Source organism: Pseudomonas sp. LBUM1678 (genome assembly GCF_059695575.1).
Map to the genome: position 1 here is coordinate 5,075,759 of NZ_CP166775.1, position 20,409 is coordinate 5,096,167.

Below are 20,409 nucleotides of genomic sequence, written 5' to 3' on the forward strand. Positions count from 1 at the left end.
TGGCAACGCTATTTGGATGTTATCTCTATATCGGGCATTAGCGTTCCCAACCAAGCCACTAGCCCCACAATCAAAACCGCTGTCGATAACTCGACCAACACGCTGCGCCTTAACGCATCAGCCGCCACTCGATATTCCCCCTCCCGCAACGACCGCTCCAAAAGCGGGCCAAGGTGAAATCGGTTCAGTGCGGCCAGCACCAGCATCCCGGCAAACAACACCACTTTGATGATCAGCAAAGTCCCGTAGGTGCTTAGAAGCACGGCATCGAGTTTTGGGCCCACGATGAACAAGTAGTTCACGATTCCTGTGACCGTGATGACGACTACGATCAAAGCGCCCACCGATTCGAATCGGTTGACGGCCCGGGCCAGCAAACTGATGCTCTCTTCGCTTTGCAGCTTGTCGAGCATTGTCATTCTGGCAAAAGCGACTAATGCACCAAGCCAGGCGCCTGCCGCCAGCAGGTGCAATATGTCCATCGCAAAATGCCAATAACGACGACTGCCTTCATCCATCGCCCCGTGACCGCTCCAGGCAAGACTGGCCAGGGCGATACCGCCGGCAATAGCTGCGACCAACAAGCTGACGCCAGGCGCACGTTGGTTGAGCATCACCGCTAAACTGCCAACAACTAACGCGATGATTCGAACGACCCAGGCAATCCCTACGTCCGTCTCGAATACCATCATTTCAATATGCGGACGCAGCTCAGCGAAGTCCGACTCCCCACTCATAACGCTCGCCATCACTACCATGCTGGCGACAGACACCAGCACACCCAGCGCCGTCGTCCCCGCCAACATAGACCGAAACGGCAACACGGCACCCGACACTCGCTCTCGTCCCTTCAGGCTGTACAACCCGAAAAGCGCCACGCCAAAGAGCAGCATCAAATCTAGGTACAAGCCGAAGCGCAGGGCAATGCTGGCCCAATCGCTCATCAGTTACTTCACTTTGAACGAAACGTTGCCGGTGATCGGATGAGTGTCCGATGACACCGCGCGCCATTCGACTTTATAGCTACCAGCGGGCAATGGAGAGAGCGGCGTGATAACCATGATTTTCGGGTCGCTGCCGCCAGAGACTTTGGCCTTCATGGGCATCGGGGAGTGGGCCATACCGGGCATTTCGGTCATGACCAGTTTCGCGCCAGAGAACTGGGTCATGAGGTTTTCGGAAAAGTGCAGTTCGATCTTGCCGGGGGCCGCACCATCCGCGCCCTCCTCCGGGGTGGAGGAGAGCAATTTCGGGTGCGCCTGAGCGAACGTGCTCATAAGCAGTGCACTAGAAAGTGCGATGGCAACAGCGGTGGTTTTGATTAATCGCATACAAGGCCTCTCACCGCTTCAAGCGGTAATTATTGTGATTGTTAGTTGACGCGCTCTAGAACCACAGCCGAACACCAAGGACGAGACGTGCCTCACTGCGATCCTCTCCGTCGTCCATAGCATAATCAGCGGTGTTGCCGTAGGTGCGGTTCCAGGTCACGCCGATGTAAGGCGCAAACTCCCGGCGGATTTCATAACGCAGGCGAAGGCCCGCTTCAGTGTTAGACAAGCCAGAACCGATGCCTCGTTGCGGGTCGTTTTTGCTGTAAAAATTAAGTTCGGCGGTTGGCTGCAAAATGAGTCGGTTGGTCAGCAGGATGTCGTAGTCGCCTTCCAGTCGCGCGGCGGTTTGGCCACCTTCACCGATGAACGCCGTGGCTTCGGTTTCAACGTTGTACAGCGCCATGCCTTGCACGCCGAACGCCGCCCAGGTTTGCGGGTCGCCGGGTTTGAAATCCTGCCGAACGCCGGTTACCACGTCCCACCACGGGGAGATGGCGTGGCCCCACAGTGCCTGGACTTCCGCATCTTCGGTCTTGCCGTTGGTACGTTCGCCTTCGGAGCGCAGCCACAGGCGGTCGATATCGCCGCCGATCCAGCCTGAGATATCCCAGGCCAGGGTGCTGCCGTCATCGGCGTCCTGCCATTCAAGTTTGTCGGCGAGGAAGTACGTATTGAGCGCGGAGTCGTGCACGTTATGCCCACCCGGGCTGACGAACACGGCGGCGCGATCGGCATCGGTCAATGCCGGAATCGGCGTGCGGCTTTCGGTAGGCGCGGCAGGCTGCATTTGGCCGTCGTCCATGCTTTGCATCTGGCTGTGGTCCATGCCCTGCATCTGGCTATGATCCATGTTCTGCATGTCGTCCGTGGCGGCCATTGCCGAGGAAAGTGTCAGGCTCGCGGTCACGAGCGCCAAAGAAATCGGAGTGATCCTGATCATGGGTAGCGCCTCATTCTTCCACGCGAACTTCACGGAACATGCCCATTTCCATGTGATACAGGAGGTGGCAGTGATAGGCCCAGCGGCCGAGCGCGTCGGCGGTCACCCGATAACTGCGCCGTGAGCCTGGCGGCATGTCGATGGTGTGTTTGCGTACCATGAACTGGCCGTTTTCGTCTTCGAGATCGCTCCACATGCCGTGCAGATGGATGGGGTGAGTCATCATCGTGTCGTTGACCAGCACCACCCGAACCCGCTCGCCATACTTGAGGCGCAGGGGTTCGGCATCGGAGAACTTCACGCCGTTGAATGACCAGGCGAACTTTTCCATGTGGCCAGTGAGGTGCAGTTCTATGGTGCGGCCGGGGTCGCGGCCATCCGGGTCTTCGAAGGTGCTGCGCAGGTCGGAATAGGTCAGGACGCGACGACCGTTGTCACGCAGGCCGAGGCCAGGGTCATCAAGCTTGGGTGAGGTGGTCATGGCTTGCATGTCCACCAGTGGATTGTTGCTTTCCGTCGCGGGGTGGGACTGCATTTCGCCCATTCCAGCCATACCGCTGTGATCCATGCCGGACATGCTGTCCATGCCTTGCATCGAGCGGTGGTCCACACCCGTCATCTGGCTGTGATCCATGCCCGCCATGTCGCCGCGCCGCCCATACCGCCGTGATCCATACCGCCCATACCCATGTCATCCATGGTCACCAGCGGCCTCGGGTCCAGTGGTGGTATCGGTGCGGACACACCCGTCGTCACCGCCAGCGTGCCACGGGCATAGCCAGTGCGATCCATCGACTGAGCGAACAAGGTGTAGGCGTCCTGGGTCGGCTCGACGATCACATCGAATGTCTCCGCCACCGCGATGCGAAACTCGTCGACGCTCACCGGTTTGACGTGCAGACCGTCTGCGGCGACCACCGTCATTTTCAGGCCGGGAATGCGTACGTCGAAGTAGGTCATGGCGGAGCCGTTGATAAAGCGCAGGCGCAGTTTCTCGCCGGGCCGGAACACCCCCGTCCAGTTCATGTCGGGCGACTGGCCGTTCATCAAGTAGGTGTAAGTCGCGCCGCTGACGTCGGCCAGATCCGTGGGGTTCATCTTCATTTCAGCCCACATCTTTCGATCTGCGACCGTGGAGCCCCAACCTTTTTCACTGACGTCGTGGATGAAGTCACCCACGGTGCGCTTGTTGTAGTTGTAGTAGTCCGACTGTTTTTTCAACGTCTTCATCAAACCGACCGCGTCTTCGTCGGTCCAGTCGGTCAGCATCACCACGTAATCGCGGTCGTACTGGAACGGCTCCGGCTCCCTGGCATCGATCACCAATGGGCCGTAAACGCCGGACTGTTCCTGAAACCCCGAATGACTGTGATACCAGTAAGTGCCGTTCTGCCGGACCTTGAATTGATAGACATACATCCCGCCCGGTTCAATGCCATGAAAGCTCAGGCCCGGCACGCCGTCCATGTTGGCCGGCAGCAGAATGCCGTGCCAGTGGATGGAAGTATCAGCGTTGAGTTTGTTCCTCACCCGCAACGTGACCGTGTCGCCTTCGCGCCAGCGCAGCAGAGGACCGGGAATGCCGCCGTTGATGGTCATCGCGGTGCGCGGGTTGCCGGTGATGTTGACCGGGGTTTCACCGATGATCAGGTCGAAATCAGTACCGGCCAGGACATTCGCCTCGCCGGGACTGGTGATCGCCCAGACAGGTGTGCGCCATAGCCCGAGGCCGCCGAGAATCCCGGCAGCGGCGAGTCCCTTCACAAAGGTTCGTCTTGATGTTTCAGGTTGCATGGCGCTTTGTTCCCAGTCAGTCGGATGACAGAGCAAACAGGAGATACTGCCAAGTTCGATGAAGAGCGTAATGGGTGCAACCTTTCAGAAGGCTGAGCCAAAGATTACAGTTTTGTCAGCTTCACCCGCAGAGCTGGCTGTGACCCACTCAAATGCCGGCTTGCGAATTCCTGGTTTCTCGGTGAGCATGCGAATCAATATAGGGTAGGGGGGTATGGTATGTCGCATGTTCATGGGCAAAAAAACGACTTGTTGAAACGTGTCCGACGTATCGCTGGACAAGTTCAGGCCATAGAGCGAGCGCTGGAGTCGGACGCGGACTGCGCCAAAACGCTGCATCTTGTCGCGGCCACACGCGGGGCAATGAACGGTCTGATGGATGAAATTATCGAAGCTCACGCGCACGCTCACGTCGCTAACCCTGAATTGAGCGATGAAGAGCGCGCTAAAGGTGTCGATGAGTTGCTTGAAGCCATCCGTCGTTACTCGAAGTAGACCCTGTCATGCCAAATTTTGCAGAACTGCTTCAACAGGGTGGCACCCACGCGTGGCTCTACTTCCCGAGCGCGATACTGTTAGGAGCGTTGCACGGGCTTGAGCCCGGCCATTCAAAGACCATGATGGCAGCGTTCATCGTCGCCATTCGTGGATCGGTGAAGCAAGCGGTGCTGCTGGGCTTGGCCGCAACGCTCTCGCACACGGCAGTGGTGTGGTTGGTTGCCATCGGTGGCATGTATCTGGGCAAAGGACTGGACGCTCAAACTACTGAACCGTACTTCCAGCTCGCGTCCTCCGCGCTGATCATTCTGATTGCGATCTGGATGCTGTGGCGTACCTGGCGCGGCGAACAGATATTCAAGTTCGAGCACGGTTATGATCACTACCACGGCGACCATGACCATGGTCATCACGATGAGACTCAGCACATTGATACGGGGCACGGGCGGATCGAACTGTCGATCTTCGAAAAGGGAATGCCCCCACACTGGCGCATGAAGGCGTTGAGTGGACATGCCTGGCCAGCGGCAGAGGTCCGACTGACGACTACCCGCTCAGATGGCAGCATTCAAGCGTTCTCGTTCGTAGAGCGCGAAGGTTTCCTGGAATCGACCGTCGACATTCCTGAGCCTCATGAGTTTAGTGCTCGCTTGAGTCTTGGGCATGCGGGCCATTCCCATGATTACGATCTGGATTATCAGGAGCACGGACACAGTCACGAGCATTCCGAGCTGGAAGGCCTGGAACTGTCGATAGATGGGTATCAGGATGCACATGAGCGTGCCCATGCCAATGATATCCGTAAGCGCTTTACCAATCGTGAGGTCACCACTGGCCAGATCATCATGTTCGGTTTGACCGGGGGTCTGATTCCTTGCCCTGCGGCTATCACCGTTCTACTGCTCTGCCTTCAGGTCAAGGAAGTCGCCTTGGGAGGCGTGCTGGTCCTGTGTTTCAGCCTTGGTTTGGCGCTTACTTTGGTATCCGTCGGTGCGGCGGCGGCAATTGGCGCTAAACAAGCTTCCAATCGCTGGCCTTGGCTTGGCGCGGTCGCGCGTCGCGCGCCTTATCTGTCCAGCGTGCTGATCATCAGTGTCGGACTTTACGTGGGGATTCACGGCTGGATTGGTTTGAGTGCTGCCTAGTCTGGAATCAGACTCGTTGGTTGTTTCAACTTTGTGCCGGGAATGCTGGCTTAATTCAGGGTCGGCGATATCGCCAGTTAGGCCTTTCGCTGCAGAGCGTCGAGTCGAACGCGTGGGCGGAACGTGATGACATCGGCGACAACACTGAGCGCGGTCCGGTCGCGGCGGCTCGTGACGTCGCTGTGCAGCGCATTCGACCCAATACCGCAAGAAAAAGTCGTATGAAGCTGACCCCGATCGCAGTTGTGAGCACCGTTTTCGCGCAACTGCAAAGCTGAACACGTGAAGAAGTGGGGACTAAATGGAAAGCACTATCAGAGAACCAATCGAAAAAATCGCTAACTCATTGATTTAAATGGTGTCCCAGGGCAGGTTCGAACTGCCAACCTTCCCCTTAGGAGGGGGATGCTCTATCCAATTGAGCTACTGAGACACAGATCGCCCGCAAGGAATGCGGTGCGAGGGACGGCGTGCATGTTAACGGGCAGGCCTGATTTTGTCATGTCGTCCGTAGGGCTTTTTAAGTGTAGGCAGATGCCCTTCGTCTCCGTGGCTTAATTTACCGTGCAAATTGCATCCTCTCAAAATGCCACCATTGCAATTTGCAATGACGACCTCTTTGAACAATCAGTTAATTCGTTGTTTTTAAAGGATTTAATAGCCGTTAAACTCTTGGCACGCGGGCTGCTTTAGCTGTTCTCACGAACAACCGAGGTCAGCCTCATGAACAGCGTCCTTTTACTCTCGAATGCGATCGCCCTTACCGTTCTGCTGGGCTCTCATTTTATCCCCGAGAACGACGCTGTGCAGGTAACGCAACGGATGCCCCATTACCTCCAGCTGCAAAAAGCCCCGCAATTGGCCGTCATGAATGATCAGCGCAGCTTTGCTGGCCAGGACGTGAGCCAGGAAAATTATCCGCGGGTATCGCAGTCTTCGGAACGCTTGGTATTTTGAATCACCCTATCAGGAGCACAGCATGTCCAAATCAGCCGCAGGATTTTTGATCCTCGCCTTACTGAGCGGCATTGTTCATTTGTCATTGGTTCCGGATGCGGTCGCCACCCTGCCCCTGATTGCCTGCGGCGTTTTCGGCGCGCTGTTCGTGCTGGCGCTGATTGTCGGGCGCAAAATCAAGTTCGATCCGGTTTTACGCTGAGCTTCAGCAAATTCAGAAGATGGTCAACGGTGACAGCAAGTTCGCCAGAGTTGTCGAGTTGATGGATTTGCGTGTCACCGAGTGAGTCGTCAACCGTAAATAGCCCGTTACGGCGCAATCTTGCTTCAATTTCCTCAACGCTCTCACGGCCACGTCGCAGCAGCCGCTCGCGCAACACTTCATCCTTGACCGTCAACAGCACCGGCAGCAGCGTGGGATAGCGTTTCAGCGCCTGCGCAAGGTGACCGCGAGAGCCGTTGACCAACACATGACGGCCGTCCTTCAGCCAATGGTCGATCTGGATCGGAATACCGTAATCAAGGCTATTGGCGTGCCACGACATCGCGAAGTCACCCCTGTCTCGACGTTGCGCGAACTCCTCGCGGGAGACTCCGATGGCGTCTTCGCCCACTGATTCAGCGGAGCGCGTGATGACACGTTGCACCACTTCGCCGCTCATCGAGCGTAAGGGTTGGCGCGCCGCTTCGATGAGGCTGTCCTTGCCGGATCCTGACGGTCCCATCAAGTAAATCAACCTGCCATCCATCCTGAATCATCCCCCATTGCGGGTTTCCCCCTAGTAAATCGGCCATTTGCCACTATCCTGTATAAGGTAAGGACCAAAGATCGAATCCGCATAGAATGCACCTTCAGGCGTCTACGGGCATCACCTGACGGACAGAGAACGCGGTCAGCTATACGGACGTGGGCAAAGATTTCAAACCAGTCCGCATTTCTGAAAAGGGTGCTGGCATAAAGCCTTTACCCGGTTCAATATTTGTCACAGAATTGACGCCAATGATCTGGCTGCTTTGAGGCATGATGCGAGCCTCTATCAATTCAGGTTGAACATTTGGCCAGAAAGCTTGTCGTATCAGACATCCTGCGGCCAATCCCGAGAACCGCTCCCCTGAACTAACCGGTTAAATATATGCGCCCATTGAAACAGGCAATTTATTCCAGCCGTACGGCTGACAAGTTCGTCGTACGTCTGCCAGACGGAATGCGTGAACGCATTGCCGAGGTGGCTCGCAATCATCATCGCAGCATGAACTCCGAAATCATTGCGCGCCTTGAGCAGAGTCTTATTCAGGAAGGTGCACTGGGCGAAGAATTGAGCATGCGCCTGGACAGCCCGGAGCTGTCATTGCACGAACGTGAACTGCTGCAACGCTTCCGCCAACTCTCTCACCGTCAGCAAAATGCACTTGTTTCGCTGATTGCCCATGACGCCGAAATGGCCGCAGACGCTTCCTGATTCAACCCGAAAGCTCAAGCCAGCATAATCGCTGGCTTTTTTTTGCCTGAAATTTGCCAATAAAAAACCCGCCGGTTGGCGGGTTTATAAAAGCAGGCAGGTCAGAGCAGGAAAATCGTCGCCAGCCCGAGGAAGATGAAGAACCCGCCGCTGTCGGTCATGGCGGTGATCATCACACTGGCGCCCATCGCAGGGTCGCGCCCCAGCCGCGCCAGGGTCATTGGAATCAAAACCCCCATCAACGCCGCAAGCAACAGATTAAGCGTCATGGCGGCGGTCATCACCACGCCCAGTGACCAACTGCCATAAAGCAGATAGGCCACGACGCCAATCACGCCACCCCAGACCAGGCCATTGATCAAACCGACGGCCAGCTCTTTGCGCATCAGTCGTGATGTATTACCGGTGCTTACCTGGTCCAGCGCCATGGCGCGAACGATCATGGTGATGGTCTGGTTGCCCGAGTTGCCACCGATACCGGCAACGATCGGCATCAATGCCGCCAGCGCGACCAGTTTTTCGATGGAGCCTTCGAACAGGCCGATCACCCGGGATGCGATGAACGCGGTGATCAGGTTGACCGCCAGCCAGGCCCAACGGTTACGCAGGGATTTCCAGACGGAGGCGAAAATGTCTTCTTCTTCGCGCAAACCCGCCATGTTGAGAACTTCGTTCTCGCTCTCTTCACGGATCAGGTCGACCATTTCATCGATGGTCAGACGGCCGATCAGCTTGCCGTTCTTGTCGACCACAGGCGCCGAGATCAAGTCGTAACGTTCGAAGGCCTGAGCGGCGTCGTAGGCGTCCTCGTCCGGGTGAAAACTCACCGGGTCGCTGGCCATGACTTCTGAAACCTGTTTTTCCGGGTCGTTGACCAGCAAACGCTTGATCGGCAGTACGCCCTTGAGCACGCCGTCGTAGTCGACCACAAACAGTTTGTCGGTGTGGCCCGGCAGCTCCTTGAGACGACGCAGGTAACGCAGAACGACTTCGAGACTGACATCCTCGCGGATGGTCACCATCTCGAAGTCCATCAACGCACCGACCTGCTCCTCGTCATAGGACAACGCGGAGCGGACGCGCTCACGCTGTTGACCGTCGAGGGTTTCCATCAGCTCGTGGACGACGTCTCGCGGCAGCTCGGAAGCCAGGTCAGCAAGTTCGTCGGCGTCCATGTCCTTGGCCGCAGCCAGGAGCTCATGATCGTCCATGTCGGCGATCAGGGTTTCACGAACCGAGTCGGACACTTCGAGGAGGATGTCGCCGTCGCGATCAGCCTTGACCAATTGCCAGAGCGTCAGACGATCGTCCAGCGGCAGGGCTTCAAGGATGTAGGCAACGTCGGCGGAGTGCAGATCATCAAGCTTGCGTTGCAGCTCGACGAGGTTTTGCCGGTGAACCAGGTTCTCGACCCGCTCGTGATGCGGACCTTCCTGGCGATGAGTCAGGTCTTCGACCACCCGCTGGCGTTGCAGCAGCTCAACGACTTGAGCGAGGCGGTCCTGCAAGCTTTCCTGCGTTTTCTTTACTTCAACTTCAGACATAGGCGAACTCCACTCCCAGCAGCGGGGCACGCCGGAAGGATCAATCAGTCAATTCATGATTGGAAAAACGGGATACTGAGTAACTACTGGGTAAGTCCATGGAGGTATTCCACAAGCCCCGGCGGGGCTGACGGGCGCAATGATACACCGCCCGACGGTTTTAAACGTTAATAAATCGTGGCTGAAACAAGCGGTTGCAAGACAAAGCTGAGTGCAGTCCTGATCTCTCCAACTGCGACGACTCATTCTGAAAAGAAAACACACCCCCGTCGAAAAATGTAGCGGCTACCCTGACATGGACCGTCATGGAGGACGTTTGATGCCATCGATTACTGTTTATTTTTTACTGCTTGCCCTGCTCTGCCTTTCGCCCCGATTGCATGCAGCCACCATTCACCGCTGCGAAGCACCCGACGGTCGCCTCACCTTCACTACGCTGAGCTGCACGGACGGTGAGAGCCTCTCTCTTCAGGATGTGCGCACCTTCATGCCCGGCAATCCAATAGCGCTCATGCCAGAGGCTGATGCCCGGGAGACTCCCGCAACGAAAACCAGGAGGAATGAACCAACCGTTGTCGGCCAGCCTGAGGACAAGTGTGGAAACCTGATGACCGCCAAGGAACGCCGCGAAGCAATCATCAATCAACGGATAGTCGCCGGCATGACACAACAGGACGTCGAGAGCGCTCTGGGCAAACCGGACAAGATCAGTATCAGGAATTCTGCAACTAGCTACCGGTACGACATCAAGCGAGGTCGCAGCGCACACGTCGAGTTCGATGAGAAAGGATGTACCAAGGGAAAAGCCAAATCCCGGACGGCAAAAAGCCCGCGTTAAACGCGGGCTTTTTGGTGTTTGGTGCACTCGACAGGATTCGAACCTGTGACCGCTCGGTTCGTAGCCGAGTACTCTATCCAGCTGAGCTACGAGTGCATTTGTGTTTTTATACCAGATCACAACTGGTTGGAGCCAAGTCATTCACATTACTGCAAACAACTCTTAAATGGTGCACTCGACAGGATTCGAACCTGTGACCGCTCGGTTCGTAGCCGAGTACTCTATCCAGCTGAGCTACGAGTGCATTTGTTGCCGCGCATTATAGGCCGTCTAATCTCTATGTAAAGCACTTTTTCTAGTAATTTCAAACACTTACCGAAAAAGCCAGATTACAACGTACTACGCAAATAATGGCGGAGAACGGGGGATTCGAACCCCCGACACCCTTTTGAGGTGTACTCCCTTAGCAGGGGAGCGCCTTCGGCCACTCGGCCAGCTCTCCGCAACACGGGGCGTATATTAACCAGCTTCTTCCCCGTTTGCAAACATAAAAAACGATAAAAATTAATGGCTTGGTTCGTCGTCCTTCTCTTTCTTGATCCGCAAGTAGATTTCCTCACGGTGAACCGCAACCTCTTTAGGTGCGTTAACGCCAATACGCACTTGATTTCCTTTGACGCCGAGCACGGTCACGGTGATTTCGCCATCACCAATAATCAGGCTTTCTGCGCACCGACGAGTCAGAATCAGCATACCTTTCTCCTCACGCATTTCATTTCAGGGACAACAGTCTGCAAAAAAAAGGCACTCGACCTACAACCGGAACGATCGCAGCCCTACATGCCTGAGTATTGACCAGCGCGAGCAAAAGAACAGTTCCTGGGTCGCGCTATTCAAAAAAGACAAAGGGCGCGGTCAGACCGCGCCCTTTGGCAAACGCATCACTCGCCTGTGCGGGCCGGTGCGTCCAGTTCGAAAGCCGTGTGCAGAGCGCGCACAGCCAGTTCCAGATACTTCTCTTCGATCACAACGGAGACTTTGATCTCCGACGTCGAGATCATCTGGATGTTGATGCTTTCTTTCGCCAGGGATTCGAACATGCGGCTGGCCACGCCTGCGTGGGAACGCATGCCGACGCCGACGATCGAGACCTTGGCGATCTTGATGTCACCCACTACTTCACGGGCACCGATCTCGCGAGCGGTGTTTTCCAGCACGGTTTGTGCGGCCTGGAAGTCATTGCGGTGCACGGTGAAGGTGAAGTCGGTGGTGTTATCGTGCGCGACGTTCTGCACGATCATGTCGACTTCGATGTTCGCGGCACTGATCGGGCCGAGAATCTTGAATGCAACGCCCGGGGTGTCTGGCACGCCACGGATGGTCAGCTTGGCTTCATCGCGATTGAAAGCGATGCCGGAAATGATCGGCTGTTCCATGGTTTCCTCTTCATCAATAGTAATGAGGGTGCCCGGACCCTCCTTGAAGCTGTGCAGTACGCGCAGCGGAACGTTGTACTTGCCGGCGAATTCCACCGCACGGATCTGCAACACCTTGGAACCGAGGCTGGCCATTTCCAGCATCTCTTCAAAGGTAATCTTGTCCAGGCGCTGGGCCACGGACACCACACGCGGGTCGGTGGTATAGACGCCATCGACATCGGTGTAGATCTGGCATTCGTCAGCCTTCAAGGCTGCTGCCAGCGCCACGCCGGTGGTGTCGGAACCGCCACGACCGAGGGTAGTGATGTTGCCGTGCTCGTCGACGCCCTGGAAACCGGCGACAACCACCACACGACCGGCCTTCAGATCACCGCGAATCTTCTGGTCATCAATCTGCAAGATACGCGCTTTATTGTGCGCGCTGTCCGTCAGAATCCGCACCTGGTTGCCGGTGTACGACACCGCTGGCACGCCACGCTTGATCAGCGCCATGGCCAACAGTGCAATCGTCACCTGCTCGCCTGTGGAAACGATCACATCCAGCTCACGCGGAACCGGTTGGCCGTCGCCACTGATTTGCTTGGCCAGATCGATCAGACGGTTGGTTTCGCCGCTCATTGCAGACAGGACAACCACCAGGTCGTCGCCGGCATCGCGGAATTTCTTAACCTTGTCGGCGACCTGCTCGATTCTCTCGACAGTGCCGACTGAGGTGCCTCCAAATTTCTGTACGATCAAAGCCATTTCAAAGCCGCCTCTGCCCATGAAGGGCGCCCAAATAATCACTCAAACAGCGTTCTGGCCCACCACTAGACTGCGAGCCGGACACTCTGCCTTATAGACCCTGCTCTACAAATGGAACAGTCAGGGCCAGTGCCGCATCCAGTGCTCCAGCGTCAGTACCACCGCCTTGCGCCATGTCTGGACGACCACCGCCCTTCCCGCCCACTGCCGCAGCGGCTTGCTTCATCAAATCACCGGCTTTGAGTTGGCCAGTCAGGTCTTTGGTTACGCCTGCAACCAGAACGACCTTTTCCTCATGGACACTGCCGAGCAGGATCACTGCGCGGCCGAGTTTGTTTTTCAGCTGATCGACCAGCGCCAGCAGCGCCTTGCCGTCCTGACCGTCCAGACGCACGGCCAGCACTTTCACGCCTTTGACGTCCAGGGCGGAAGCCGACAGATCGTCGCCCGCCGCGCTGGCAGCCTTGGCCTGCAACTGCTCGAGTTGCTTCTCCAGCAGACGGTTGCGCTCCAGCACAGCCGACAGCTTGTCGATCAGGTTGTCGCGGCTGCCCTTGACCAGGTTGGCCGCTTCCTTGAGTTGTTCTTCTGCAGCGTTCAAGTAAGCCAGTGCCGCGGCACCGGTGACTGCCTCGATACGACGCACACCAGAGGCCACACCGCCTTCGCTGATGATTTTCAGCAGGCCGATGTCGCCGGTACGGTTGGCGTGGATGCCACCGCACAGCTCGACGGAGAAATCACCGCCCATGCTCAGCACGCGCACGTTGTCGCCGTATTTCTCGCCAAACAGCGCCATGGCGCCTTTTTGCTTGGCGGTTTCGATGTCGGTTTCTTCGGTTTCAACGGCGGAGTTCTTGCGAATCTCGGCGTTGACGATGTCTTCCAGGGCCTTCAGTTGCTCAGGCTTGATGGCTTCGAAGTGGCTGAAGTCGAAGCGCAGGCGCTGACTGTCAACCAACGAGCCTTTCTGCTGTACGTGTTCGCCCAGCACCTGGCGCAATGCGGCGTGCAGCAAGTGCGTCGCCGAGTGGTTCAGCGAGGTCGCATGGCGCACGTCGGCTTCAACGTGGGTTTCAACCGGAGAACCGATGGTCAGGCTACCCAACGCCAACACGCCGTGGTGCAGGAACGCGCCGCCGGTCTTGGTGGTGTCGCGCACGTCGAAACGGCCGTTACTCGATTGCAGATAACCGCAATCGCCGATCTGGCCGCCGGATTCAGCGTAGAACGGCGTCTGATCGAGAACGACCACACCTTCTTCACCTTCACTCAATACGTCGACCGACTGGCCTTCTTTATAGATGGCGACAATTTTCGCCGAACCGCTGGTGGCCTTGTAGCCGGTGAACTCGGTGGCCACGTCAACCTTGACCAGCGTGTTGTAGTCCAGACCGAACGAGCTGGCCGAACGCGCGCGAACACGCTGGGCTTCCATCTCACGCTCGAAACCGGCTTCGTCGACGGTCAGGTTGCGCTCACGGGCGATGTCCGCGGTCAGGTCCATCGGGAAACCGTAGGTGTCGTAGAGTTTGAACACCACGTCGCCCGGCACCACGGTGCCTTTGAGTTCCAGCAGGTCCTGCTCGAGAATCTTCAGGCCGTGCTCCAAAGTCTTGGAGAACTGCTCTTCTTCGGCCTTGAGCACGCGCTCGATGTTGCTCTGCTGCTTCTTGAGTTCCGGGAACGCTTCGCCCATCTCGGCGACCAGTGCCGCGACGATTTTGTAGAAGAAACTGCCGGCTGCGCCCAGCTTGTTGCCGTGGCGGCAAGCGCGACGAATGATCCGACGCAATACGTAGCCGCGGCCTTCGTTGGACGGCAACACGCCGTCGGCAATCAGGAAACCGCACGAACGGATGTGGTCGGACACAACTTTCAGCGAAGACTGATCGCCATTTTCGCAGCCGATTGCCGCGGCCGATGCGCTCAGCAGGTTCTTGAAAAGGTCGATGTCATAGTTGGAGTTGACGTGCTGCATCACCGCACTGATCCGCTCCAGGCCCATACCGGTATCCACCGACGGCGCTGGTAACGGATGCAACACGCCGTCGGCGGTGCGGTTGAACTGCATGAACACGTTGTTCCAGATCTCGATATAACGGTCGCCGTCTTCTTCCGGCGAGCCCGGTGGGCCGCCCCAGATGTGGTCGCCGTGATCGTAGAAAATCTCGGTGCATGGGCCGCATGGGCCGGTATCGCCCATGGTCCAGAAGTTGTCGGACGCGTAAGGTGCGCCTTTGTTGTCGCCGATACGGATCATGCGCTCGGCTGGCACACCGATTTGCTGGGTCCAGATGTCATACGCTTCGTCGTCCGAGGCGTAGACAGTGACCCAGAGTTTTTCCTTCGGCAGTTTCAGAACGCCGGTCAGGAAGGTCCAGGCGAAGGTAATCGCGTCGTGCTTGAAATAGTCACCGAAGCTGAAGTTACCGAGCATTTCAAAGAAGGTGTGGTGACGAGCGGTATAACCGACGTTTTCCAAGTCACTGTTCTTGCCACCGGCACGCACGCATTTCTGGCTGCTGGTCGCACGGGTGTACGCACGTTTTTCCTGGCCCAGGAAGCAGTCCTTGAACTGGTTCATCCCCGCGTTAGTGAACAGCAGGGTTGGGTCGTTGCCCGGAATCAAAGAGCTGGAGGCTACACGGGTGTGGCCTTGCTCTTCGAAGAAGCGAAGGAAGGCTTCACGGATTTCTGCGCTTTTCATTATGTTCTTCCACGGAGGCTGCGGCCAAAGGCCTGTGCGAAACGTCAACAGACGAAGCGACGGCAAAGGGCCGCATTATATCGGCCCAGCGCGCGGGGTACAGCGTGTTTATACGATAGAAACAGTCAATTGGACGGCTAACGCTGTCAGTTGCGTGAAAACTCGACGAATGTCGCGACGACCTGCTCGATTTGAGCGCGGCTGACGTCCATGTGCGTGACCATTCGCAGACGCCCGGCAGCGCTCAGCTTAATGCCCCGCTCGGCTGCAAAGGCCTTGATCGCCTCGGCCTTGTCGCCCATTTGCACATACACCATGTTGGTCTGCACCGGTTCTACTTCGTAACCGGCCTTTTGCAGTCCGTCGGCCAGAAATTGCGCATTGGCGTGATCGTCGGCCAGACGCTGAACGTTGTTATCCAGCGCATAGAGCCCCGCCGCCGCCAAAAGACCTGCCTGACGCATGCCGCCACCGACCATTTTGCGCAGGCGACGCGCCTTGCCGATCAACGCCTCCGAGCCGCACAACACCGAACCGATCGGCGCGCCCAGGCCTTTGGACAGGCAGACCGAGACCGAATCGAAGTGCTGAGTGATCTCGCGGGCATCAACACCCAACTTGACGGCCGCGTTGTAGAGCCGGGCACCGTCCAGGTGCAGGGCCAGCCCATGCTCACGGGTGAAGCTGCGCGCCCGGGCGAGATACTCCAGCGGCAGGACTTTGCCTTGCATGGTGTTTTCCAGCGCCAGCAACCGCGTACGGGCGAAATGGAAGTCGTCCGGTTTGATCGCGGCGGCAACCTGCGCCAGGTCCAACGAGCCGTCGGCCTGCACTTCCAGCGGTTGTGGCTGGATCGAACCGAGCACCGCCGCGCCACCCCCTTCGTATTTATAGGTGTGCGCCTGCTGGCCAACGATGTATTCCTCACCGCGCTCGCAGTGAGCCATCAGGCCCAGCAGGTTGCTCATGGTGCCTGTCGGCACAAACAACGCAGCGGCAAAACCCAACTGATTCGCAAGCTCGGCTTCCAGTCGATTGACCGTCGGATCCTCGCCATAGACGTCGTCACCGGTGGCCGCACTGGCCATCGCGTCGAGCATCCCGGCGGTCGGTTGGGTAACGGTGTCGCTGCGAAGATCGATAACGCTCATGAATCTGGCCTCGGTAAGCAGGGAAAATCCCTTTCAGGTAGGAATTACTGCGGTCATGACGACGATTAATCAACCCCGGACGCAGGAAAAGACTTGTCGAGCGAGCGAAAAAGTCGATAGCAATCATCAGTTCGCAGCAATGCACGGCTCGGAAATATGTGTTAAAAACGCTTCGCCGCCAAACATTCTGGCGGCAAAACGTTCTCAGGGCGGGGTGCAACTCCCCACCGGCGGTAATTGCGCGCAATGCGCATAGCCCGCGAGCGCTTGGTGACAGACCCCGCTTTGGTGGTGTCTGGCGGCAAGGTCAGCAGACCCGGTGTGATCCCGGGGCCGACGGTCATAGTCCGGATGAAGAGAGAACGGGATTGGCGCCAAAGGGCCGTCCGCGGGCATTCGTGCGAGCGTGCGTACCCTTAAATCCCATTCGATTCATATGCCCTGTTTTTTTCATAAACAGGAGTCAGAACATGCAACCCACCGCAATCGATAGCAAAAGCAAACACCATCAGGGCGAGCGCGTTGCGTTCATCCAGGCCTGCTGGCACAAGGAAATCGTTGATCAGAGCCGTAAAGGCTTTGTCGCCGAGATGATTGCCCAGGGTTATCAGGAATCCGACATCGATTTCTTCGAAGTCGGCGGCGCCTTTGAAATTCCGTTGCACGCCAAGCTGCTGGCCAAGTCCGGCCGTTATGCCGGCATTGTTGCCGCAGGCCTGGTGGTCGACGGCGGCATCTACCGTCACGAATTCGTCGCCCAGTCGGTGATCAGCGGCCTGATGCAGGTTCAGCTGGAAACCGAAGTGCCAGTGTTCTCGGTGGTTTTGACCCCGCACCACTTCCATGCCGGCGAAGAGCATCAGAAGTTCTTCTTCGAGCATTTCGTGCATAAAGGCCAGGAAGCGGCGAAGACCTGTGCGGATACGCTGCACAAGATGCGGGCGTTGCGCCGTAGCGAGCCTCGTGCGGTAGCGGTCTAAACACCGGACATAACTGTGGGAGCTAGCCTGCTGGCGATAGCGGAGTATCAGTCGACAACTAGGGTGACTGACACATTGCAATCGCTAGCAGGCTAGCTCCCACATTGGTATGTGTTGGATTCAGGCCAGGTTTTCGTCGGTGGCGGGCACGATCAGGATGCCGGCGCGCAGGCCATTCTTCACCTTGGGGTTCGGGAAGATGATCCGGGCGCCCTTCTCTTCGATGATCCAGCGGGTCTGGGCGATGTCTTCGGCCAGCACGTAACCCACGTCCAATTCCGAAAAGTTCTCGATATCCGCCGGCAGGTTCAGGCGAAAGCTATCGCTGTGCTTGATGATTTCCCGCGCCACGCTAAACAACTGCAAACCGTCCAGACCTTCATCAGTCACCGCTGGCTCGTTGCCTTCGATGATCTGTTTGAGACGGGTTTCAAGCAGCGAGACGTTAACCCCGTCGTTCTGCCCAAACGGCCGCGCCTTGCCCAGTTCAAGGGTAAAAGACTCGGCACCCAGCTTGTCGTAGGTGTAGGAACTGAAAACGATCGACGGCTTGTTCTGCAACAGCACCGCTTCCATGCCGGCAGCACGCAAACGGGCCAGCTCCAAGCGTGAATGCTGGCGCCCTTCTTTCCAGGGATACAACGCGAACTGCTCGATTTTCGAGCCACGTATCGCGGTGTGCAGGTCGTAGTGCAGGCGGCCGCGGTCAGGCAGGCTGAAGAAACTTGCCGCCAGTCGCTCAAGCTCACAAGCGCGCAGGGATTCCGAGCCACTGGTTTGTTCGTGACGGCCGTTGAACAGCCGATTGACGTCCTGCTCGATGAAGCGCTCGCCTTTGCGTATCGCTTCCGGGTTACCGAACAGGAACAGAATACGTGCGCGCGGCTTCAAGTCGCCGCGGGCGATGTCATGCAACAGGCGATCGAGCAGCTCGATCGGCGCTGTTTCGTTGCCATGGATACCGGCTGATAGCAGCAGGTCCAGGCCGTTGTCACGCGCTTCAGGTGGCCGGACTTCCAGCGCACCTTCGCTCAACCAGCGCATGCGCACGCCTTCGACAGTCAGTTGAGTCTTCTCCGCCGGTTCGCGGCCGGCGAGGGTCAGTTCAAGCAGTTTGCCGAGGGCGAGCATAGAGCGGTTTCCTTAGTGGTCGTGTGCGCAATCCGGGCCGTGCACGTGGTCTTCGTCGCCGACTTCAGCCGGTTCCATTTCCAGTTGCAGACTTACCAGATTAGTCGCCAATGGGCGCAGCAGCAGGTTTGCGTATTCAGCGTCACCTTCTTCAACGTCCACGCCGATCAGCAGCTGGCCGCGGCCGTCCTGCTGGATCCACAGCTCTTTGCCTTGCCACATGACCGCGACGCGGGTGCAGGAAGTTTCCAGTTGCGTGCCGTCGGTGTCTTCAAGGATCAGCTGCAGGGTATCGCTCATGTTTTTACGCTCTCGACGTTCAATTGATCTGGAATGGATAAACCGCGCCCAGTTTAAGGATTTGCGTCAGTTCATCCAGTGCCGTCCGGCACTCAAGCAGCAATTGCGGGTCCGCTAGATCGTTTTCGGTCATGCGGTCGCGGTAGTGCTTGTCGACCCATTCGGTCAACGTGCCGTACAACGGTGCCGTCATGATAACCCCTGGGTTGACCGCCGCCAGTTCGGTTTCATTCAGTGCGACACGTAACCGCAGGCACGCCGGGCCACCGCCGTTCTGCATGCTTTGCTTCAGGTCGAAAACCTTCACTTCGCGGATCAGGCCGCCGGAGCTGGTCAGGCCCTGCAGGTACTGCCAGACGCGCTCGTTGCCACGGCACTCTTCCGGCACGATCAACAGCATCGAACCGTCAGGACGGGTCAGCAGTTGGCTGTTGAACAGGTAGGAACGAACGGCGTCTTCGACGGTGACGGCGGAACGCGGTACGCAGATTGACTGAAATTTCCCACCGAATTTTGCGAGTTTGCCCTGCAGTTCAGCGAGCATCTGCTCGGTGTCGAGGAACGCGTCCTCGTGATAGAACAGCACCTCGCCGTTACCCACCGCAATCACGTCGTTATGGAACACGCCCTGATCGATCACCGAAGGGTTCTGCTGGGCGTAGACCACGCCGTCATCGCTCAAGCCGTGCAGGCGAGCTACGGCTTGCGAGGCTTCGAGGGTCTGGCGCGCCGGGTACTTCTGAGGCGCCGGGTAGCGGGTGTCGAACGCACTGCGACCGAACACGAAGAACTCGACGCCGGCTTCACCGTATTCACGGCAGAAACGGGTGTGGTTGGCTGCGCCTTCATCGCCGAACTGTGCCACTGCCGGCAAAGCGGCGTGGTGAGCGAAGTGCTTCTGGTCAGCGAACATCGCCCCCAGCACGCGGCTGGTGGTCGGGTGTTCGATGCTGCGGTGGTATTTGCAGTTGAGGTTGGCGGCGGTGAAATGCACGCGACCGTCGGCCGTGTCGGCGCTTGGGCTGACTGTGGCGGCGTTGGCCACCCACATGCTCGATGCCGAGCAACTGGCGACCAGCAATGGCATCGCGTCTTTGGCGGCTTGTTCGATCACTTGCGCGTCGGTGCCGCTGAAACCCAAGCGGCGCAGGGCTGCTACGTCAGGACGTTCCTGGGGTGCCAGAATGCCTTGCTGAAAGCCCATTTCCATCAGCGCTTTCATTTTCGCCAGGCCTTGCAGCGCGGCTTCCTTCGGGTTCGAAGACTGCTGGCTGTTGCTCTGGGACGCGACGTTGCCGTAGGACAAACCGCCGTAGTTATGGGTCGGCCCCACTAGACCGTCAAAATTGACTTCATAGGATTTCATCAGCGAGGCTCCACGAGAATCTGTTGTTATGGCTTCAGTAACTATTCAGTAAGACCGCGTCGCGGCCATCGCCAGCAGGCTGGCTCCCACAGTGATTGGGTCGTACACAAAATGTGTGAACACCACCGAACCTGTGGG

19 protein-coding genes, 4 tRNA genes, 1 pseudogene and 1 riboswitch are annotated in these 20,409 nt (G+C 57.6%); of the genes and pseudogenes, 7 read left to right on the forward strand and 17 right to left on the reverse strand.

Translation table 11 applies throughout. The features are described from left to right. Positions 1 to 8: 8 nt before the first annotated feature. The 4 genes and pseudogenes from copD to ACA070_RS23065 all read right to left on the reverse strand — a co-directional run bounded on the left by copD (position 9) and on the right by ACA070_RS23065 (position 4,068). Complete coding sequence (gene copD / locus ACA070_RS23050; protein ID WP_497448473.1) at positions 9 to 944, reverse strand: copper homeostasis membrane protein CopD; 936 nt, start codon at positions 942 to 944, stop codon at positions 9 to 11. Between the two features lie 3 nt (positions 945 to 947). Then, the gene (gene copC, locus ACA070_RS23055) at positions 948 to 1,331 is read right to left on the reverse strand and encodes a copper homeostasis periplasmic binding protein CopC (protein WP_497448474.1); all 384 of its coding nucleotides are present in this window, start codon (positions 1,329 to 1,331) and stop codon (positions 948 to 950) included. A gap of 55 nt (positions 1,332 to 1,386) precedes the next feature. Next, on the reverse strand, positions 1,387 to 2,274 hold the full coding sequence (locus ACA070_RS23060) for a copper resistance protein B (protein WP_497448475.1): 888 nt from the start codon (positions 2,272 to 2,274) through the stop codon (positions 1,387 to 1,389). Between the two features lie 10 nt (positions 2,275 to 2,284). After that, positions 2,285 to 4,068, reverse strand: a pseudogene (locus ACA070_RS23065) (copper resistance system multicopper oxidase). Positions 4,069 to 4,287: 219 nt separating this feature from the next. On the opposite strand from ACA070_RS23065, the gene ACA070_RS23070 reads away from it, so the two are divergent. Both ACA070_RS23070 and ACA070_RS23075 read left to right on the forward strand, forming a co-directional pair. Beyond that, positions 4,288 to 4,563: a metal/formaldehyde-sensitive transcriptional repressor gene (locus ACA070_RS23070; protein WP_497448476.1), complete on the forward strand. Its 276-nt coding sequence runs from the start codon at positions 4,288 to 4,290 to the stop codon at positions 4,561 to 4,563. Between the two features lie 8 nt (positions 4,564 to 4,571). Next, entirely contained in the window at positions 4,572 to 5,711 is a 1,140-nt protein-coding gene (locus ACA070_RS23075) for a nickel/cobalt efflux protein RcnA (RefSeq protein WP_497448477.1), read from the forward strand. Positions 5,712 to 6,067: 356 nt separating this feature from the next. Here ACA070_RS23075 and ACA070_RS23080 read toward each other — a convergent pair. Then, positions 6,068 to 6,144, reverse strand: a tRNA-Arg gene (locus tag ACA070_RS23080). Positions 6,145 to 6,434: 290 nt separating this feature from the next. Here ACA070_RS23080 and ACA070_RS23085 point away from each other — a divergent pair. Then, positions 6,435 to 6,668, forward strand: a complete 234-nt coding sequence (locus ACA070_RS23085) for a hypothetical protein (protein ID WP_497448478.1) — start codon at positions 6,435 to 6,437, stop codon at positions 6,666 to 6,668. A 22-nt stretch (positions 6,669 to 6,690) separates the two neighbouring features. After that, entirely contained in the window at positions 6,691 to 6,870 is a 180-nt protein-coding gene (locus ACA070_RS23090) for a PA3371 family protein (RefSeq protein WP_497448479.1), read from the forward strand. On the opposite strand, the gene phnN is transcribed toward ACA070_RS23090, so the two are convergent. Next, complete coding sequence (gene phnN, locus ACA070_RS23095; RefSeq protein ID WP_497448480.1) at positions 6,845 to 7,417, reverse strand: phosphonate metabolism protein/1,5-bisphosphokinase (PRPP-forming) PhnN; 573 nt, start codon at positions 7,415 to 7,417, stop codon at positions 6,845 to 6,847. The genes ACA070_RS23090 and phnN overlap by 26 nt on opposite strands. Before the next feature lie 384 nt (positions 7,418 to 7,801). Between phnN and ACA070_RS23100 the strand changes: the two genes are divergently transcribed. Continuing rightward, positions 7,802 to 8,128, forward strand: a complete 327-nt coding sequence (locus ACA070_RS23100; protein ID WP_003178899.1) for an Arc family DNA-binding protein — start codon at positions 7,802 to 7,804, stop codon at positions 8,126 to 8,128. Positions 8,129 to 8,229: 101 nt separating this feature from the next. Here ACA070_RS23100 and mgtE read toward each other — a convergent pair whose 3' ends face one another. Beyond that, complete coding sequence (mgtE, locus tag ACA070_RS23105) at positions 8,230 to 9,672, reverse strand: magnesium transporter (protein ID WP_131059681.1); 1,443 nt, start codon at positions 9,670 to 9,672, stop codon at positions 8,230 to 8,232. A 319-nt stretch (positions 9,673 to 9,991) separates the two neighbouring features. Between mgtE and ACA070_RS23110 the strand changes: the two genes are divergently transcribed. After that, positions 9,992 to 10,510 (forward strand): cell envelope protein SmpA, encoded by a 519-nt coding sequence (locus ACA070_RS23110; RefSeq protein ID WP_462028292.1) that lies wholly within the window; start codon positions 9,992 to 9,994, stop codon positions 10,508 to 10,510. Between the two features lie 19 nt (positions 10,511 to 10,529). Here the strand turns inward: ACA070_RS23110 and ACA070_RS23115 are convergent. The 7 genes from ACA070_RS23115 to ltaE all read right to left on the reverse strand — a co-directional run bounded on the left by ACA070_RS23115 (position 10,530) and on the right by ltaE (position 16,494). Then, positions 10,530 to 10,606: transfer RNA gene (locus ACA070_RS23115), tRNA-Arg, on the reverse strand. Between the two features lie 71 nt (positions 10,607 to 10,677). Further along, positions 10,678 to 10,754: transfer RNA gene (locus ACA070_RS23120), tRNA-Arg, on the reverse strand. A 107-nt stretch (positions 10,755 to 10,861) separates the two neighbouring features. Continuing rightward, a tRNA-Ser gene (locus tag ACA070_RS23125) sits at positions 10,862 to 10,952 on the reverse strand. A gap of 62 nt (positions 10,953 to 11,014) precedes the next feature. Continuing rightward, positions 11,015 to 11,203 carry a carbon storage regulator CsrA gene (gene csrA, locus ACA070_RS23130; protein WP_003178872.1) on the reverse strand — a complete coding sequence of 63 codons (189 nt, stop codon included), beginning with the start codon at positions 11,201 to 11,203 and terminating at the stop codon, positions 11,015 to 11,017. A 188-nt stretch (positions 11,204 to 11,391) separates the two neighbouring features. Beyond that, positions 11,392 to 12,633: an aspartate kinase gene (locus ACA070_RS23135; RefSeq protein WP_008033100.1), complete on the reverse strand. Its 1,242-nt coding sequence runs from the start codon at positions 12,631 to 12,633 to the stop codon at positions 11,392 to 11,394. Positions 12,634 to 12,724: 91 nt separating this feature from the next. Next, on the reverse strand, positions 12,725 to 15,343 hold the full coding sequence (gene alaS, locus ACA070_RS23140; RefSeq protein ID WP_497448481.1) for an alanine--tRNA ligase: 2,619 nt from the start codon (positions 15,341 to 15,343) through the stop codon (positions 12,725 to 12,727). Between the two features lie 146 nt (positions 15,344 to 15,489). Continuing rightward, positions 15,490 to 16,494 (reverse strand): low-specificity L-threonine aldolase, encoded by a 1,005-nt coding sequence (ltaE, locus tag ACA070_RS23145; protein ID WP_497448482.1) that lies wholly within the window; start codon positions 16,492 to 16,494, stop codon positions 15,490 to 15,492. A gap of 196 nt (positions 16,495 to 16,690) precedes the next feature. After that, a riboswitch (FMN riboswitch) is annotated at positions 16,691 to 16,862 on the forward strand. A gap of 102 nt (positions 16,863 to 16,964) precedes the next feature. Here ltaE and ACA070_RS23150 point away from each other — a divergent pair. Then, on the forward strand, positions 16,965 to 17,474 hold the full coding sequence (locus tag ACA070_RS23150; RefSeq protein WP_497448483.1) for a 6,7-dimethyl-8-ribityllumazine synthase: 510 nt from the start codon (positions 16,965 to 16,967) through the stop codon (positions 17,472 to 17,474). Positions 17,475 to 17,594: 120 nt separating this feature from the next. On the opposite strand, the gene astE is transcribed toward ACA070_RS23150, so the two are convergent. From astE to astB, 3 genes are read right to left on the reverse strand one after another with little or no spacing between them, the layout of a single operon-like run. Then, a complete protein-coding gene (astE, locus tag ACA070_RS23155; RefSeq protein ID WP_497448484.1) occupies positions 17,595 to 18,605 on the reverse strand; it encodes a succinylglutamate desuccinylase in 1,011 nt (336 codons plus the stop codon). Positions 18,606 to 18,617: 12 nt separating this feature from the next. After that, positions 18,618 to 18,905: a hypothetical protein gene (locus ACA070_RS23160; protein WP_033056735.1), complete on the reverse strand. Its 288-nt coding sequence runs from the start codon at positions 18,903 to 18,905 to the stop codon at positions 18,618 to 18,620. 19 nt (positions 18,906 to 18,924) lie between these two features. Then, positions 18,925 to 20,271, reverse strand: a complete 1,347-nt coding sequence (gene astB / locus ACA070_RS23165) for an N-succinylarginine dihydrolase (RefSeq protein WP_497448485.1) — start codon at positions 20,269 to 20,271, stop codon at positions 18,925 to 18,927. Positions 20,272 to 20,409 lie beyond the last annotated feature (138 nt).

Bases quoted from the DNA above. Each gene is read 5' to 3' on its own strand.
- copD (WP_497448473.1), bottom strand. From the start codon at position 944: ATGAGCGATTGGGCCAGCATTGCCCTGCGCTTCGGCTTGTACCTAGAT.
- copC (WP_497448474.1), bottom strand. From the start codon at position 1,331: ATGCGATTAATCAAAACCACCGCTGTTGCCATCGCACTTTCTAGTGCA.
- ACA070_RS23060 (WP_497448475.1), bottom strand. From the start codon at position 2,274: ATGATCAGGATCACTCCGATTTCTTTGGCGCTCGTGACCGCGAGCCTG.
- ACA070_RS23070 (WP_497448476.1), top strand. From the start codon at position 4,288: ATGTCGCATGTTCATGGGCAAAAAAACGACTTGTTGAAACGTGTCCGA.
- ACA070_RS23075 (WP_497448477.1), top strand. From the start codon at position 4,572: ATGCCAAATTTTGCAGAACTGCTTCAACAGGGTGGCACCCACGCGTGG.
- ACA070_RS23085 (WP_497448478.1), top strand. From the start codon at position 6,435: ATGAACAGCGTCCTTTTACTCTCGAATGCGATCGCCCTTACCGTTCTG.
- ACA070_RS23090 (WP_497448479.1), top strand. From the start codon at position 6,691: ATGTCCAAATCAGCCGCAGGATTTTTGATCCTCGCCTTACTGAGCGGC.
- phnN (WP_497448480.1), bottom strand. From the start codon at position 7,417: ATGGATGGCAGGTTGATTTACTTGATGGGACCGTCAGGATCCGGCAAG.
- ACA070_RS23100 (WP_003178899.1), top strand. From the start codon at position 7,802: ATGCGCCCATTGAAACAGGCAATTTATTCCAGCCGTACGGCTGACAAG.
- mgtE (WP_131059681.1), bottom strand. From the start codon at position 9,672: ATGTCTGAAGTTGAAGTAAAGAAAACGCAGGAAAGCTTGCAGGACCGC.
- ACA070_RS23110 (WP_462028292.1), top strand. From the start codon at position 9,992: ATGCCATCGATTACTGTTTATTTTTTACTGCTTGCCCTGCTCTGCCTT.
- csrA (WP_003178872.1), bottom strand. From the start codon at position 11,203: ATGCTGATTCTGACTCGTCGGTGCGCAGAAAGCCTGATTATTGGTGAT.
- ACA070_RS23135 (WP_008033100.1), bottom strand. From the start codon at position 12,633: ATGGCTTTGATCGTACAGAAATTTGGAGGCACCTCAGTCGGCACTGTC.
- alaS (WP_497448481.1), bottom strand. From the start codon at position 15,343: ATGAAAAGCGCAGAAATCCGTGAAGCCTTCCTTCGCTTCTTCGAAGAG.
- ltaE (WP_497448482.1), bottom strand. From the start codon at position 16,494: ATGAGCGTTATCGATCTTCGCAGCGACACCGTTACCCAACCGACCGCC.
- ACA070_RS23150 (WP_497448483.1), top strand. From the start codon at position 16,965: ATGCAACCCACCGCAATCGATAGCAAAAGCAAACACCATCAGGGCGAG.
- astE (WP_497448484.1), bottom strand. From the start codon at position 18,605: ATGCTCGCCCTCGGCAAACTGCTTGAACTGACCCTCGCCGGCCGCGAA.
- ACA070_RS23160 (WP_033056735.1), bottom strand. From the start codon at position 18,905: ATGAGCGATACCCTGCAGCTGATCCTTGAAGACACCGACGGCACGCAA.
- astB (WP_497448485.1), bottom strand. From the start codon at position 20,271: ATGAAATCCTATGAAGTCAATTTTGACGGTCTAGTGGGGCCGACCCAT.